The sequence below is a fragment of the Methylobacterium sp. J-078 genome, assembly GCF_022829285.1.
In the GTDB taxonomy this organism is placed as follows: Bacteria; Pseudomonadota; Alphaproteobacteria; order Rhizobiales; family Beijerinckiaceae; genus Methylobacterium.
Genome location: NZ_JAKSYI010000060.1, coordinates 242329 through 255641, shown reverse-complemented (window position 1 = coordinate 255641; position 13313 = coordinate 242329). Strand labels below are relative to the sequence as shown.

Annotated in this window: 13 protein-coding genes and 1 tRNA gene; 9 read left to right on the top strand and 5 right to left on the bottom strand. The window is 70.0% G+C overall.

The window, feature by feature from the left end; genetic code table 11:
- Positions 1–274: 274 nt before the first annotated feature.
- A tRNA-Gly gene (locus tag MKK58_RS09320) sits at positions 275–349 on the top strand.
- A gap of 297 nt (positions 350–646) precedes the next feature.
- On the opposite strand, the gene MKK58_RS09315 is transcribed toward MKK58_RS09320, so the two are convergent.
- Positions 647–1690, bottom strand: a complete 1044-nt coding sequence (locus MKK58_RS09315) for an AraC family transcriptional regulator (protein WP_243911797.1) — start codon at positions 1688–1690, stop codon at positions 647–649.
- Between the two features lie 377 nt (positions 1691–2067).
- Between MKK58_RS09315 and MKK58_RS09310 the strand changes: the two genes are divergently transcribed.
- From MKK58_RS09310 to MKK58_RS09300, 3 genes are all read left to right on the top strand, one after another.
- Positions 2068–2277, top strand: coding sequence for a cold-shock protein (locus tag MKK58_RS09310; RefSeq protein ID WP_238275572.1), 210 nt, complete (start codon positions 2068–2070; stop codon positions 2275–2277).
- A gap of 139 nt (positions 2278–2416) precedes the next feature.
- Complete coding sequence (locus tag MKK58_RS09305; RefSeq protein WP_313899277.1) at positions 2417–2779, top strand: DUF6481 family protein; 363 nt, start codon at positions 2417–2419, stop codon at positions 2777–2779.
- Positions 2780–2933: 154 nt separating this feature from the next.
- Positions 2934–3128, top strand: a complete 195-nt coding sequence (locus MKK58_RS09300) for a hypothetical protein (protein WP_243911796.1) — start codon at positions 2934–2936, stop codon at positions 3126–3128.
- Between the two features lie 88 nt (positions 3129–3216).
- On the opposite strand, the gene MKK58_RS09295 is transcribed toward MKK58_RS09300, so the two are convergent.
- Positions 3217–4137, bottom strand: a complete 921-nt coding sequence (locus MKK58_RS09295) for a L,D-transpeptidase (RefSeq protein WP_243911795.1) — start codon at positions 4135–4137, stop codon at positions 3217–3219.
- Positions 4138–4476: 339 nt separating this feature from the next.
- Between MKK58_RS09295 and MKK58_RS09290 the strand changes: the two genes are divergently transcribed.
- The 3 genes from MKK58_RS09290 to MKK58_RS09280 all read left to right on the top strand — a co-directional run bounded on the left by MKK58_RS09290 (position 4477) and on the right by MKK58_RS09280 (position 9215).
- On the top strand, positions 4477–4725 hold the full coding sequence (locus MKK58_RS09290; RefSeq protein ID WP_243911794.1) for a hypothetical protein: 249 nt from the start codon (positions 4477–4479) through the stop codon (positions 4723–4725).
- A 196-nt stretch (positions 4726–4921) separates the two neighbouring features.
- Positions 4922–7672: a PAS domain S-box protein gene (locus tag MKK58_RS09285; protein WP_243911793.1), complete on the top strand. Its 2751-nt coding sequence runs from the start codon at positions 4922–4924 to the stop codon at positions 7670–7672.
- A gap of 286 nt (positions 7673–7958) precedes the next feature.
- Positions 7959–9215, top strand: a complete 1257-nt coding sequence (locus MKK58_RS09280) for an MFS transporter (protein ID WP_243911792.1) — start codon at positions 7959–7961, stop codon at positions 9213–9215.
- Positions 9216–9289: 74 nt separating this feature from the next.
- On the opposite strand, the gene MKK58_RS09275 is transcribed toward MKK58_RS09280, so the two are convergent.
- Positions 9290–10054 (bottom strand): ComF family protein, encoded by a 765-nt coding sequence (locus tag MKK58_RS09275; RefSeq protein ID WP_243911791.1) that lies wholly within the window; start codon positions 10052–10054, stop codon positions 9290–9292.
- A 49-nt stretch (positions 10055–10103) separates the two neighbouring features.
- Positions 10104–10325 carry a hypothetical protein gene (locus MKK58_RS09270; protein ID WP_238275494.1) on the bottom strand — a complete coding sequence of 74 codons (222 nt, stop codon included), beginning with the start codon at positions 10323–10325 and terminating at the stop codon, positions 10104–10106.
- Positions 10326–10445: 120 nt separating this feature from the next.
- Here MKK58_RS09270 and MKK58_RS09265 point away from each other — a divergent pair, with 120 nt between their 5' ends.
- Both MKK58_RS09265 and MKK58_RS09260 read left to right on the top strand, forming a co-directional pair.
- Complete coding sequence (locus MKK58_RS09265) at positions 10446–11324, top strand: methyltransferase domain-containing protein (RefSeq protein ID WP_243911790.1); 879 nt, start codon at positions 10446–10448, stop codon at positions 11322–11324.
- A complete protein-coding gene (locus MKK58_RS09260; RefSeq protein WP_243911789.1) occupies positions 11321–11680 on the top strand; it encodes a DUF427 domain-containing protein in 360 nt (119 codons plus the stop codon). Before MKK58_RS09265 ends, MKK58_RS09260 begins: the two co-directional genes overlap by 4 nt.
- A 33-nt stretch (positions 11681–11713) precedes the next feature.
- Here MKK58_RS09260 and MKK58_RS09255 read toward each other — a convergent pair whose 3' ends face one another.
- Positions 11714–13288 (bottom strand): DUF6880 family protein, encoded by a 1575-nt coding sequence (locus tag MKK58_RS09255; protein ID WP_243911788.1) that lies wholly within the window; start codon positions 13286–13288, stop codon positions 11714–11716.
- Positions 13289–13313: the final 25 nt, after the last annotated feature.

Sequence of the window (13313 nt, the reverse complement as noted above, 5' to 3'; positions counted from 1 at the left end):
GATGAAAGGACGCGCCCCCTGCCACGGCCGCCACGACGCGCTCGCGTAGATCGACAGACAACGGTGAAGGCATCGCAGACTCCTTCACCGGTCAACGCTTCAGCCGCCCTCCCGTCGCAACACTGCCGGGCACAGCTCTAGTCGATCTCACCCGCTGCATGCAGGCGCTCCAACAGGACCTGATGCAGTTGCGACGAACCAGCTACGTTCGCCGAGCGGCAGACAGAAAAGGCGTTGACATGAGACGCCTAAGCCGTTCAAGAAACATCCCGATGCGGGCGTAGTTCAGTGGTAGAACGTCAGCTTCCCAAGCTGAATGTCGTCGGTTCGATCCCGATCGCCCGCTCCACCGTTTCGCCCTGATCCGGGACATTCAGCGGCGCTTTTCCCGATCGGCTGCCGCCTTGGCCCACCCTTCTCGGAAGTCGTCCGGCGTTGCGTGGGGGCATCTGGCTGTCGGAAATCGTGCTGGTCATCCCGACCCGTAGGGATCGGGCGCGTCAGCCCGACGTCGATAGACCGCCTACCGGCCGCGCAACAGGGTCGGGCGGGCGATTCTCGAAAGGGTGAACTGTAGACCACACTGCGTGATCAATGCCCCTGGTGAGTGACGCGTGAAACCCGCGCGGCTTTGGGGCACACAGCATCACCGTGCGAGCCGGTCTTCGTTCTCGCAGGTCGCAGACTCGTGCCCTGCCGCGCGGCGCCGGACCCCGCCTGGGTCGGCATCCGCGCGGAACTGGGTCGGCGTGAGGCCGTAATGCTGTCGGAACATCCGGCTGAGCTGGCCCGCGCTGCGGAACCCGAACGCGTCGGCGAGGGCGGCGATCGGATGCGCCTGTGCCGGCTCGCCGAGGGCGGCCCGGACCCGCTGCAGGCGGGTGGCGCGGATGTAGCGCTCGACACCGCCGACGCCCTGGAACACCGAAAAGAGGCGGGTCCGCGACGCGCCGATGGCGCGGGCGATCTCGGCGGCGCTGAGATCCGGGTTGCCGAGCGCGGTGTCGATGTAGAGGCAGGCTTTCCGGAACAGGAGCGCCGGGTCGGAGCGCGAGGTGCCGTGGCCCGAGGCCTGGGTGATGGCCCGGGCCAGCAGCGTCACCGTGGTGGTGAGGGTCGCGACGTCGAGGGTGTTGCGGTGGGGCAGTCGCTCGCGCAGCCGCAGGAGGTGATCCGTATAGGCGCCGGCGATCTCTGGCGGAACGACGAAGCCGTGCAGCCGGTCGAGGGGGCCGAGCCAGCGCTTGGCGAAGGCCCGCGGCAGACCGACGAAATTGCGCTTCTGGAGCGGCAGGGCGGTGGTGTCCCGGATGATCACCGGCCGCGAGAAATCGATGATGTAGAGCGATCCCGCATCCGCCCGCACCTCGCGGCCGTCGAACTGGCCGACGATCGACCCCGTCTCCACGTGCTGCACCACGATGGCGTCGAGGCCGTCATAGCCGATCTTCTGCGCCGGACGGTGGAAGACGAAGGGCACGCCTTCCAGGAAGTGGAAGCGCATGTGCTCCGACCAGAAACTGGTGACCTCCACGTGGAACGGTGCGTGCAGCGGCGTGACCAGCGCCGAGCTTGCGAACAGGAGCTGATAGACGCCGGCCGCGTCCTCCGACGGGTAGTCACGGCTGGAAAACGTCACGCGTCGCAGGGGAAATGCGCCGTCCTGTTGGTCCTCTGCGGTCGCGTGCAAGGGATGCACCCCATCGATCTGAGCCGGTTCGGCTCGCTTTAAGACCGGGACGCCACATTCGTTCCGGCGGGAGGCGGATCAGGTGGAACGTTCGTCGCCCAAGGGACATAGGCGAAGGGAGACCGGCCAAGGGACACAGGTCATGTCCATCCGGAATGGTCCAACCGTTTCACGCCGAATGTTGATTCAATAATCAGTTTGCCTAATCGGGGGAAAGCGCGTACACCTTCCTCATCAATCCAGCGAAAGATCTTCCTCGGCTCGATTTCGATCAGAAATTGGGCGGGGAGTATTTTTTCTCGGATCGGTGACGGAGACGGCCGCGCACGATCGCGTGGACCTCCGGGAAATAAGCCCGCAAGGGCGAAGGAATATAGATGGCTGTCGGTACTGTTAAGTGGTTCAACGAGACAAAGGGTTTCGGTTTCATCCAGCCGGATAACGGCGGCAACGACGTGTTCGTGCACATCTCGGCCGTCGAGCGCGCCGGTCTGCGCGGCCTCGCCGAAGGCCAGAAGGTCTCCTACGAGATGGAAACCGACAAGCGCAGCGGCAAGCAGTCCGCCGGCAGCCTCCAGACCGTCTGATCCGGCGGGTCTCCGCTCGCGCGGAGCCCGGCTTCTCCAAGAGCCGCTTCCCGGAAGGGAGGCGGCTCGCTTGTGTTCTCAGCCTCAATCTCCAGGGGAGCGCGCCCGCGTCGTGGTCTCCCGCATCACAGGATCCTGTGTGAGCCAATTCAACCCGAACTCGATGACCGACCGTCTCAAGGCCGCCACGGAGGCTCGCGCCGCCGCGCTGGCGCGCTTCCGCGACCGCCCGGCGGCTAATGATCCGGCCGTGGTCGCCCGCAAGGCGGAGCGCGCCCAGATCGCGCGGGAGCGGGAGATCCGCGTCGCCGCCCGCGAACAGGCCCGGCTTGAAGCGGAAGCGCAGAGGGCCGCCGAGGCCGAGGCCGAGCGGGAGCGTTTCGCCGCCGAGGAGGCCCGCGCCGCCGAGGAGAAGATCGCTCAGGCTGCCGCCGCACGCCTGGAGCAGAAGGCGCAGCGCGATGCGCGCTATGCCGCCCGCAAGGCCAAGGCTCGCCGCTGATCAGGCAAGGGGCTCGGCCGCTCCGGCGGCCTCGTCTTCCTGCCTGTCCGCATTCGCCTCCGATGCGGGGCGGACATTCTCACAGGGCCGGATTGATCCGGCCTCCCGCCGTGGCGTGACCTGCGCCCGGCCTCCGATCACGGAGCCACGCACCATGTCCCACAAGTTCAAGCTCGGCCAGCGCGTGCGCCGTGCCCAGATCGGCTACGCCGCGAGCAAGGCCGACGCCTCCGACGTCTTCGAGATCGTCCGCCTCGTGCCCGAGGACCAGACCGGTGAGCCGTTCTACCGGATCAAGTCCGGCTCCAGCGAGCGGGCCGTGCGCGAGGGCGAGATCACCGAGGTCTGAGGCGCGCGACGAACGAAGGGCCCCGACGGCCCTCGGCGCATCTTTTCGCCGGCAGCGGTCTCGACCGCTGCCGGCGATTTGCGTTTTGTCAGGTCAGCACGACCACGCGGCTGCCGATCTCGACGCGACCGTAGAGATCGATGACGTCCTGGTTGATCATCCGGATGCAGCCCGACGACACGCTCTTGCCGATCGAATCCGGCTCCAGGGTGCCGTGGATGCGGTAGAGCGTGTCCTTGTTGCCCTGCCAGAGGTAGTGGGCCCGGGCGCCCAGCGGATTGCGCGAGCCACCGGGAACGCCGAGGCCGCTCTGCAGCTGCGAGACCGACTTCGCCAGCTTCGGCGTACGGGCGATCATCTCCTTCGGCGGGTACCAGTCGGGCCACATCTGCTTCGAGTTGACCGTCGAGGCCCCCGACCAGGAGAAGCCCTGCTTGCCGACGCCGACGCCGTAGCGCCGCGCCCGGCCGTTCGGCTGGACCAGGATAAGATGATGCGCACGCGGATCGACCACGATCGTGCCCGGGGGCTCCGAGCCCGTATAGGCGATCTCCTGGCGCAGGAAGGACGGGTTCGCCTTGCGCCAGTTGAAGGCATAGACCGGGAACGGCTCGTCGGTGATCGCCGCGTAGGCGCGGTTGAAGTCGATCGGACCGTTGTCGACCGGCTTGGCCGGGGCCGCCTGCTGGGGCGAGGCCGGTGGGACCTGCCGGGGCGCGTAGAGGTCGGCATCCGGGTCGTCCGCCACCGGCGCCCGGCCGCGCTGGCTGATGCGGTCCGGATCGCGGTCGGCCCCGCGCTCGGAATACGGCACGTACTGGCCGCCCCGCCGGCGATAGAGCCGGCCCGCCTCGTCGCGGTAGAGGCGCTCGTCGTCGTAGGGCAGGTCGCCGTCGATGCCGTCGTTGAAGAGCCCGCGGCCCTGGGCGAGGGCGGACCCGATCGGCGTGAGGAGCACGAGGCTCGTCGTCGCCCCGGTGAGAAGCGTGCGGCGGGTCGTTTGAGGCATGAAAGGTCGCTCGAGCAGTCGTCGTGAATGTGGGTACCGTGACTCCGGGCCTAGCAAGCCAATCCCCGCGCGTCACGTCGGTTGACGACTGGGCAGCATTGCATGGGTACCAAAGATCCCGTGCGATGCATGGGGGGCACAACCTTGCGGGAGACTTCCCGTGCCGGCGACTTCCCGGGATCCCGTCCGGCTCCAGCAGCCCGGTCTTCACCAAGACACCGAAAACGTGCGGGACGGCACCCCGATCCGCTCGCCGGGTGATTGCAAAAACGCGGGCCTTACCGACATAGAAGCCGTGCCCGAACAGGGGCACCCAACCCCAGAAATGGAACGCGACCCGTGCTGGTCTCCCCGCGTCCCCGCTCCCGCGCGCGCCGTCCCCTGCTGGCGGCGCTGCTCCTCCTCGCCCTCCTGCCGGGCGAGGCCCTGGCGGGCCGCAGCCCGACCGCGCGTCCCCCCGAGCCCGTCGCACCCGACACCGCTTGGACCTCCAGTGAGCCTGAGCCGGCGGCCTGCCAGCGCAGCCGCCGCAAGCTGTGGCAGCCGGGCGAGGGCTGGGTCGTGCGGAACGTCACGGTCTGCCGCTGAGGGGCGCCGATCTGAACGCTGCCCACGCAGCCCCCGCGGGGCGGATTCCCGAAATGCGCGTCCGCAGGCCGGTTGGCGTTAGGACAATCGCGTCCGTCCGCGTACAGGTGGCCAGGCTCCGCCGTCGGCCGGGGAGTTCGGCCGGAGGGCAGCCCACACGGCCGGGAGGCCGGCGCGCGTGCGGCCGGAGGGGTGATTGAGTACGACCGGCGACGAGATCGATCCGCGGCGCGCGGTGCTGGCGCGCTACGACATTCTCGATACCGCTCCCGAGGCCGCGTTCGAGGACGTCGTCCGGCTCGCCGCGATGCTCCTCGAGATGCCGGTGTCGCTCGTCTCGCTCGTGGATGTCGATCGCCAATGGTTCAAGGCGCGCATCGGCTTCGCGCGCTCCGAGACGACCTTGAGCGAATCGATCTGCGCGCACGCGATCCAGGAAGACGACCTCTTCGTCATCCGCGACACCACGAAGGATGCGCGCACGGCGGACAATCCCCTGGTCACGGGGGAGCCGCACGTCCGCTTCTACGCCGGCATGCCCCTGCGAACGCCGGAAGGCGAGGCGCTCGGGACGCTCTGCGTCCTCGACACCCGCCCGCGCGATCTCACCCCGATGCAGGCCTTCACGCTGCGGACCCTGGCGCGGCAGGTGATGACGGAGCTCGACCTGCGCCGCACCCTCAAGGAACGGCAGGAATCCGACCGGCGCAACGCGGCGATCATCGAGAGCGCGATCGATTACGGCATCATCGCCATGGACCTCGCGGGCCTGATCACGAGCTGGAACGTCGGCGCCGAGCGCGTCCTGGGCTGGACCGAGGCCGAGATCCTCGGCCGTTCCGCCGACCTGTTCTTCATCGAGGCCGACCGGGAGAGCGATACCTTCGAGCGCGAGATGAGCACGACCCGCGCCATGGGCCGGGCCAACGACGAGCGCTGGCACCAGCGCAAGGATGGAACCCTCTTCTGGGCCCAGGGCGAGATGATGCCCCTCAGGGACGGGAGCGAGGTCCATATCGGATACCTCAAGATCCTGCGGGACCGTACGGTCCAGCACCGGGCCGAGGAGGCCCTGGAGAAGCAGACGGCCCTGCTCCAGACCGTCACGGATCACCTCAGCGAATCGGTCTTCCGCCTCACCCGGGACGACATCATCACCTTCGCCAACCCGGCGGCGGAGGCCATGCTGGGCTGGGGGGAGGGGGAGCTGATCGGGCAGAACCTGCACGACGTCGCCCACCATCACCACGCCGACGGGCGCCCCTTCCCGAGTTCGGACTGCGAGGTCGTCCGTTCCTTGAGGACGGGCGAACCCTTGCGCGAGCGGGCGACCACGTTCTTTCGGCGGGACGGCACGCCCATCGACGTGATCACCACCAACGCCCCGATCATCGAGGGGGGCATCGTCGAAGGCGCGGTCCTGACGGTGACGGACGTCACCGAGAGCAAGGCGGCCAGCGCGCGCCTGCGCCGGAGCGAGGAGCGCCTCGGCCTCGCCCTCGGCGCCTCCGGCATGATCGGGACCTGGGACTGGGATTTGCGCGAGAACGTCGTCTACGCGGACGCCAACTTCGCCCGGATCTACACCGTCGATCCGGAGCGGGCGGCCCTCGGCGCGCCGCTGGCGGACTACACCCGCAACTTCCACCCCGACGACGTGGCGATGTTCCAGGCGGAGCTCGACCGCCTCTTCGCCGGAGCCGAGGAGTTCGCCTGTGAGTACCGGATCGTGCAGCCGGACGGCTCGCACCGCTGGGTGATCGCGCGCGGGCGCCTCGTGCGTGCGCCCGACGGCACGCCGCTACGGTTTCCGGGCGCCTCCGTGGACATCACCGAGCGCAAGCGCTCGGAGGAGCGCCAGGCCGCCCTGGTGGAACTCGGCGAGCGCCTGGGCGAGCTGCACGATCCCGCCGAGATGGCCTACGCGGCCGCCGAGATCGCGGGCCGCACCCTGGGGCTGACCCGGGCCGCTTACGGAACCCTCGACAAGACGGGCCGCTACCTCGACATCGCCCGCGACTGGACGCTGCCGGGCGTGACCAGCATCGCCGGCCGGCATCGCTACGCGGATTACGGCAGCTACCTGCCGGAGCTTCGGCAGGGGCGGGTGGTCATCGTCGACGACGTCGAGGCCGATCCGCGCACCGCCCCGCAGGCCCGGGGCTTTCGTGCCCTCGACGTGCGCACCGTGATCAATCTGCCGCTGATGGAGCGCGGGCATCTCGTGGCGGTCCTCTGTCTGCACGACGCGAAGCGGCGCAACTGGACCCCCGACATCCTCGACTTCCTGCGCAACGTGGTCGACCGCACCCGCGCCGCCGTGGCCCGCCTGCGGGCGGAGGAGCAGCAGGAACTGCTCAACCGCGAACTCAGCCACCGGATGAAGAACCTGCTGGCGATGGTGCAGTCGATCGCCACCCAGACCATGCGCTCGGCCGTCGACGTCGATACCGCCAAGGAGGTACTGGCCGGCCGCCTCATCGCGCTGGGCCAGGCGCACGACCTCCTGATGGGCGGTGCGCTGGGCAGCACCCTGATCGGCCCCGTGGTGCGCGGGGCGCTGAAGCTCCACGAGGACCGCAGCGGACGCTTCCACCTCGACGGTCCCGACCTCGAGATCGGCGCGAAGCCCGCCCTGTCCCTGGCGCTGATGCTGCACGAACTCGCCACCAACGCCGCCAAGTACGGGTCGCTCTCCCGCGAGGACGGCCACGTCGCCATCCGCTGGTCGATCCGCCCGGACGCCGACGAGGCGCACCTCGTGTTCTCCTGGGCGGAGGTCGGCGGACCGCCGGTGACCAAGCCGGCGCGCAAGGGCTTCGGCTCCCGCTTCATCGAGCGTGGTCTCGCGGGCCAGGTCGGCGGAACCATCGCCCTGGCCTTCCCGCCGGACGGCGTCACCTGCACCATCGCCGCGCCGCTCGCCGCCTTCCAGTCCGACGCCTGAAAGCCGCGCGCAGGCCCGGTTCGCGCACGATCCGAGCAATCGGGCCATAGGCCTAAGGAATGGGCAATGCCGCGTCGCGCGGCACGGGCCCGCATCTCGGATGGGCAGCACGGGCATCGATGGCCCGAAGCGTCGAGCATCCCGCAACTGGCACGTTCGATGCTCTTGGTGCTGCGTCGCCCCGTGGCGACGGGCGGAGCAACGGCGCTCCGCAGGCGGACGGCGTGAGTCCGGATCCCTTGGCAAGAGCGGCCGCCACGCGGCCGCGAACCTCGAGACGCACTCCATGGCCAGCTTCAAGACCGTGATGAAATCCGGTCACCCCCCGACCCTGTTCGCCGCGTTCCTCTACTTCGATTTCTGCTTCGCGATCTGGGTACTCAACGGCGCGATGGGCCCGTTCATCACCGAGACCTACAAGCTCACCCCGGCCCAGACCGGGTTCATGATCTCGCTGCCGATCCTGGCTGGCGCCATCATGCGCTTCCCGCTCGGGGTGCTGGCCCAGTATATCGGGCGCAAGAACGCCGCCATCACCGAGATGACCATCATCATGCTCGCGATGGCCTACGGCTTCTTCTACGTGAACACCTACGACGAGGTGCTCGCCATGGGCGTGCTGCTCGGGATCGCGGGCGCTTCCTTCGGCGTCGCCCTGTCGCTCGGCTCGGGCTGGTTTCCCAAGGAGCACAAGGGTCTGGCGATGGGCATCGCCGGCGCCGGTAATTCCGGCACGGTGCTCGCCGTGCTCTTCGCCCCGCCCCTGGCACAGGTCTACGGTTGGCAGTCCGTCTACGGCTTTGCCGGCTGCGTCATGGCGATCCCGCTCATCGTCATGATCGTCTTCGCCAAGGAGCCGCCGGACGCGGAGCATCAGTCCTTCAAGGAACACGTCTCCTGCCTGTTCCAGAAGGACGGCTGGGCCTTCAACCTCATCTACATCATCACCTTCGGGGGCTTCATCGGCCTGTCCAACTTCCTGCCGACCTTCTTCTACGAGCAGTTCGGCGTGACGAAGGTGGAGGCCGGGCGCCTCACCATGCTGGCCGCCCTGATGGGCTCCGGCATCCGCGTCGTCGGCGGCTACTTCGCCGACCGCATGGGCGGCATCCTGGTGCTGTCGGTGGTGCTGCTGGCCGCCGTGGGCTCGTTCCTGCTCCTGACCGCGACGCCCTCCCTCGCGCTGACCACGGCGCTGTTCATGCTCTGCTTCGCGGCGCTGGGCGCCGGCAACGGCGCTCTGTTCCAGCTCGTGCCCCTGCGCTGGCCGGCCAACACCGCGGTGGCCGGCTCGATGATCGGCGAGGTCGGCGCCCTCGGCGGCGCCATCCTGCCGAACGTCATGGGCCTGTCGAAGCAGTATACCGGCTCGTTCGCCTACGGCTTCGTCGGCTACGCGGTCTTCGCGGCGGTGGTGCTCGGCTGCCTGCTGGTCTGGCAGCGCAAGTGGGTCGGCACCTGGGTCGGTCCGCGCGGCAAGGTGCTGACGCCGGCAGCACCCGAATCAGGCAGCGCCGCACCCCTCGGCCCCGTCACGGCCTGAGGACGGGCCGGACCTTCGAGCGCAATCGGGACGGACGGGGACCTTCGGGTCCCCGTTCCCGTTCGGGCCGTCCCTCAGCCGACCTCGCCCGAGACCAGCGCGAAGGTGAGAACGTCGACGGACGCTGCGCCGGCGCGCAGGAGGACCCGCGACGCGGCGTTCGCGGTCGCCCCCGTGGTCATGACGTCGTCGATGAGCAGGATGCGGCGCCCCTGCAGCGCGGCCCGCGCGGCCTCCGGGACCCGGAACGCGCCCTGGAGGTTCGTGGCGCGGGCGACGCGGCTCAGGCCGACCTGCGAGCGCGTCGCCTTCACGCGGGCGAGATATCCGGGTTCGCTCGGCCGCTGCGCGATACGCCCGACGCGCTCGGCGAGGAGCGCTGCCTGGTTGAAGCGCCGCCGCCACAGGCGGAAGCGGTGGAGCGGGACGGGCACGAGGCAATCGGCGTCGCGCAAGAGTTCCGATCCGACGCCCTCCATCATTCGGGCTAGCACGGGGGCGAGATCGAGGCGATCCTCGTATTTCAGGCGGTGGACGAGGTCGCGGGCGCCGCCCTCATAGAGGGTGACCGCCCGGGCCCGGTCGAAGACCGGCGGATCGGCGATGGCGCGCGGCGAGAGGAGGGCGCCCGTGCCGTGATCGACGGCGAACGGCGTGCCCAGCCGCTGGCAATAGGGCCGCTCGATCAGCCGCAGGCCGGACCAGCAGGCGGCGCACAGGGCGTGGGGATCGGCGATGGCCCCGCCGCAGCCGGCGCAGGTGGGTGGATAGACCAGGGACAGCGCGCCGCCCCAGAGGCGGCGCAGTCCGGCGAAGGCGGTGCGGGACGCAGGGGCCATGTCGGCGACCCTACTCTCCGCACCGCGCGGAGACGACCGGGTCTGCGCCTCAGCGCGCCGGCTGCGCCTGATTCTCCTGGCGATCGCGCTTGTTGGCCTGGTGGCGCCCGACGGCACAGCCCGCCGCCGCGCCGAGCACGCCGTGCCCCGCGACGTGGCCCGCGAGGCCGCCCACGACCGCGCCTTTGATGCAGCCCTTCGCTTCCGCGCCGGTTGCAGCGAGAGAAAGGCCCGCGACGGTGAGGGCCGTGCCGAACAGAATGGCTTTCATGGCTTAGATCTCCGAATTCGCTGTCGAATCGTAGGCCCTCAACAATCGGAGCCGGTTTCGCGTTCCGAGTGCTGGCGCCACACGTCCGGGCGCGCCATGTCATCCCACATGTCTTCCCGGATGACGCCGCCACCCCTCTTCGATACGAGCCTCGCCCGTAGACGCCTCGCCCGCGCCCGCCGGGCCGGCTACGCCGATTTCCTGCTCCGGCGGGTGGTGGAGGATCTCGACGATCGCCTCGCCGCCGTGCTGCGGACCTTTCCGATCGCCCTCGATCTCGCCACGCCGACGCCCCTGGCTGCCGATCACCTTCGCGCGAGCGGGCGGGCGGATCGGGTCCTGCGCCTCGCCCCGGTGTCGGAGCGCGGCACCGTCCTGGCCGATCCGGAGGCGTTGCCGCTGCGGGCGCAGAGCCTCGACCTGGCGGTCTCGCTCCTGGCCCTTCAGCACGTCAACGATCTGCCGGGGACCCTGGCGCAACTGCGCCGCGCGCTGCGCCCGGACGGGCTGTTCATCGGGTGCCTGCTGGGTGGGCGCACCCTCACGGAGCTGCGTCAGGTCCTCGGGCAGGCCGAGAGCGAATGCGAGGGCGGCATCAGCCCGCGCGTCGCACCCTTCGCCGAGGTGCGCGAGATGGGAAGCCTGCTCCAGCGCGCGGGCTTCGCCCTGCCGGTCACCGACGTGGAGACGGTGACCGTGCGCTACCCCGACCCGTTCGTCCTGATGCGCGACCTGCGCGCCATGGGCCTCACCAACGTCCTCATGGAGCGGCGGCGGACTCCCTTAAGGCGGGCGACCCTGATGCGCGCCGCCGCCCTCTACGCCGAGCGCTTCGCCGATCCGGACGGGCGCCTGCGCGCCAGCTTCGAGATCCTGTGGCTCTCGGGGTGGGCCCCGCACGAGAGCCAGCAGAAGCCCCTGAAGCCCGGCACCGCGCAGGCGCGCCTCGCCGATGCTCTGGGCACCACCGAGCGGAAACCTGAAGGACCGAATTCATGAGACAGCCCGGACCGGACCACCCCATCCACATCGCGCCGTATCCGGGGCGCGTCCGCGTCAGCCTCGCGGGCACGCTGCTGGCCGAGACCGACGCCGCCCTGATCCTCCGGGAGGCGGATTATCCGCCCGTATTCTACATTCCCCGGGCGGATGCGCGCTGGGCGCACTTCGTCCCGAGCACCCGGCGCAGCCACTGCCCCTACAAGGGCGACGCCGCCTACTTCAGCCTGACGACGCCGGACGCCAACGCCACCGACGCGGTCTGGAGCTACGAGGACCCCCATCCGGCCGTCGAAGCCATCGCGGGACACCTCGCCTTCTACCCGGACAAGATCGACCCGATCGAAGCGACCTGAGCCGCCGGGGCGAATCCGGCGGACCGGGCGTGATCAGACCCGGACCTGGGACCAGAAGGCGGCCTTGCGGCCGTGCCGGCGGCGCAGGTCGTCGCGGTAGAGGTCCGGGTCTGGGCTGATGGCGCCCGGCGCGATCGCGTCCGCGAGGTCGTCGAGGGCGACGAGGTAGCGGGCGGCGTGGCCGTAGGCCCCCGAGTAGGCGTGGTCCAGGATGTTGTCGATGAGGATGCGGTACAGTTCGGTGGCGGCCAGCGGCTCGCTGTCTTCCAGGGCCTCGGCGGCGGGGGCCAGGACTTCGTAGCGCCAGCCGTCCCAGGTGCCGCGATACCGCTCAACGATCCGTGCCGCCCGGGCGGGGTCTGGCCAGTGCGTGAAGAAGGCGAGGGCGCCGTACGGGTCGGGATGCGCTTCGGCGACGGCGAAGGCGCGCGGCAGGGCCTCGTCGTCCTCGAAATCCGGCAGCTTGGCGAGGTAGGCGCGCAGCATCTCCCGGTCGAGGCTGTTCTCGAAGGTCCGCCAGCGCAGGCCCTGCGCGGCCTCGGTATCGCCGAGGGCGTCGTGGATGCGGACCTCCAGGGCGATCTTCACCCGCTCCGGGACGGAGGTGTCGAACCGCCCCGTGAGCAGCTGCTCCCGCGTGACGATGGTGGTGCCGCGCTTCTGCGGACGGCGGATCCATTTGAGCGCCTCCCGAGCCCGGCCGGCCGCGAGCAGGCGCTCCGCGATCTGGACGTGATCGGGCGGCTCCGGCGCGCGCTCGGTCTCGAGGGCGATGAAGGCATCGACGTCGCCGGCGCGGTCCGCGATGGACTGGCGGAGCCGCATGAGGCGGCTGCGCTCCGCCTCCGTCAGCCAGTCCCGCTCCTTCGTGCCGCTGGCGGGGGCCGGCGGCGTCGCCTGGGCAAGCGCGTCGTCGAGGGGGGCGAGGGCGGCCTCGGGCAGCCGCGGGATGAGGCCGTGCATCAGGCCCTCGATCAGCCCGTACCCGTCGGTTTCGAGCCGGGTCACGAGGCGTACGGCCATCGCGGTGGCCTTCGCGTCGTCCAGATCGACGATGAGCGCGGCGGCGGCATCGGCCGCCCGCTCGTACACGCCGTGGATGCGGCCGCTCGAATCTTCGGCCCGCCCCAGCACGTCCCCGGCCCCGCCGAGGAAGCGGATCAGCCGGTCGAGGGCGGCGTCCGGGGCGAGGGCGGCGAGTTCGCCCACCACCGTGGTGAGCATGGCGTCGAGGTCGAGGGCGAAGGCGCGCTGCTTCATCCAGTCGATGTAGCCACTGGCGCGCTCGAGGGCGGTCAGGCGCCGGTCGATCAGGGCGGCGACCGCGTCCGGCCCCTGGAGGGCCGCCACCGCCGCCGTCACCACCTTCTTGAAGGTGGGATTGTGCGATGCCTCGGTGAGCACGAGGGTGATCAGACGCTCGATCCCGAGCTTGGTCAGCGTTTCATGGCTCGGCGTGGTCTTTCGGGATGCGCGCTTCGGCTTGGCCGGCTTGGCTGCCGGGTCCGCCACGGCCGGCGCGTCGATGTCCGGCCCGTCGACGTCCGCCTGGTCGTCATCCCGTTCCTCGGCGGTGGTCCTTGAGGTCACCGCTGCCTTGCGCCCCATGTTCCGCTCTCCCCCGACACGGCCC

Coding starts and splice junctions, on each gene's coding strand:
- MKK58_RS09310 (WP_238275572.1), top strand. CDS start 2,068: ATGGCTGTCGGTACTGTTAAGTGGTTCAACGAGACAAAGGGTTTCGGT.
- MKK58_RS09300 (WP_243911796.1), top strand. CDS start 2,934: ATGTCCCACAAGTTCAAGCTCGGCCAGCGCGTGCGCCGTGCCCAGATC.
- MKK58_RS09295 (WP_243911795.1), bottom strand. CDS start 4,137: ATGCCTCAAACGACCCGCCGCACGCTTCTCACCGGGGCGACGACGAGC.
- MKK58_RS09280 (WP_243911792.1), top strand. CDS start 7,959: ATGGCCAGCTTCAAGACCGTGATGAAATCCGGTCACCCCCCGACCCTG.
- MKK58_RS09275 (WP_243911791.1), bottom strand. CDS start 10,054: ATGGCCCCTGCGTCCCGCACCGCCTTCGCCGGACTGCGCCGCCTCTGG.
- MKK58_RS09270 (WP_238275494.1), bottom strand. CDS start 10,325: ATGAAAGCCATTCTGTTCGGCACGGCCCTCACCGTCGCGGGCCTTTCT.
- MKK58_RS09265 (WP_243911790.1), top strand. CDS start 10,446: ATGACGCCGCCACCCCTCTTCGATACGAGCCTCGCCCGTAGACGCCTC.
- MKK58_RS09260 (WP_243911789.1), top strand. CDS start 11,321: ATGAGACAGCCCGGACCGGACCACCCCATCCACATCGCGCCGTATCCG.
- MKK58_RS09255 (WP_243911788.1), bottom strand. CDS start 13,288: ATGGGGCGCAAGGCAGCGGTGACCTCAAGGACCACCGCCGAGGAACGG.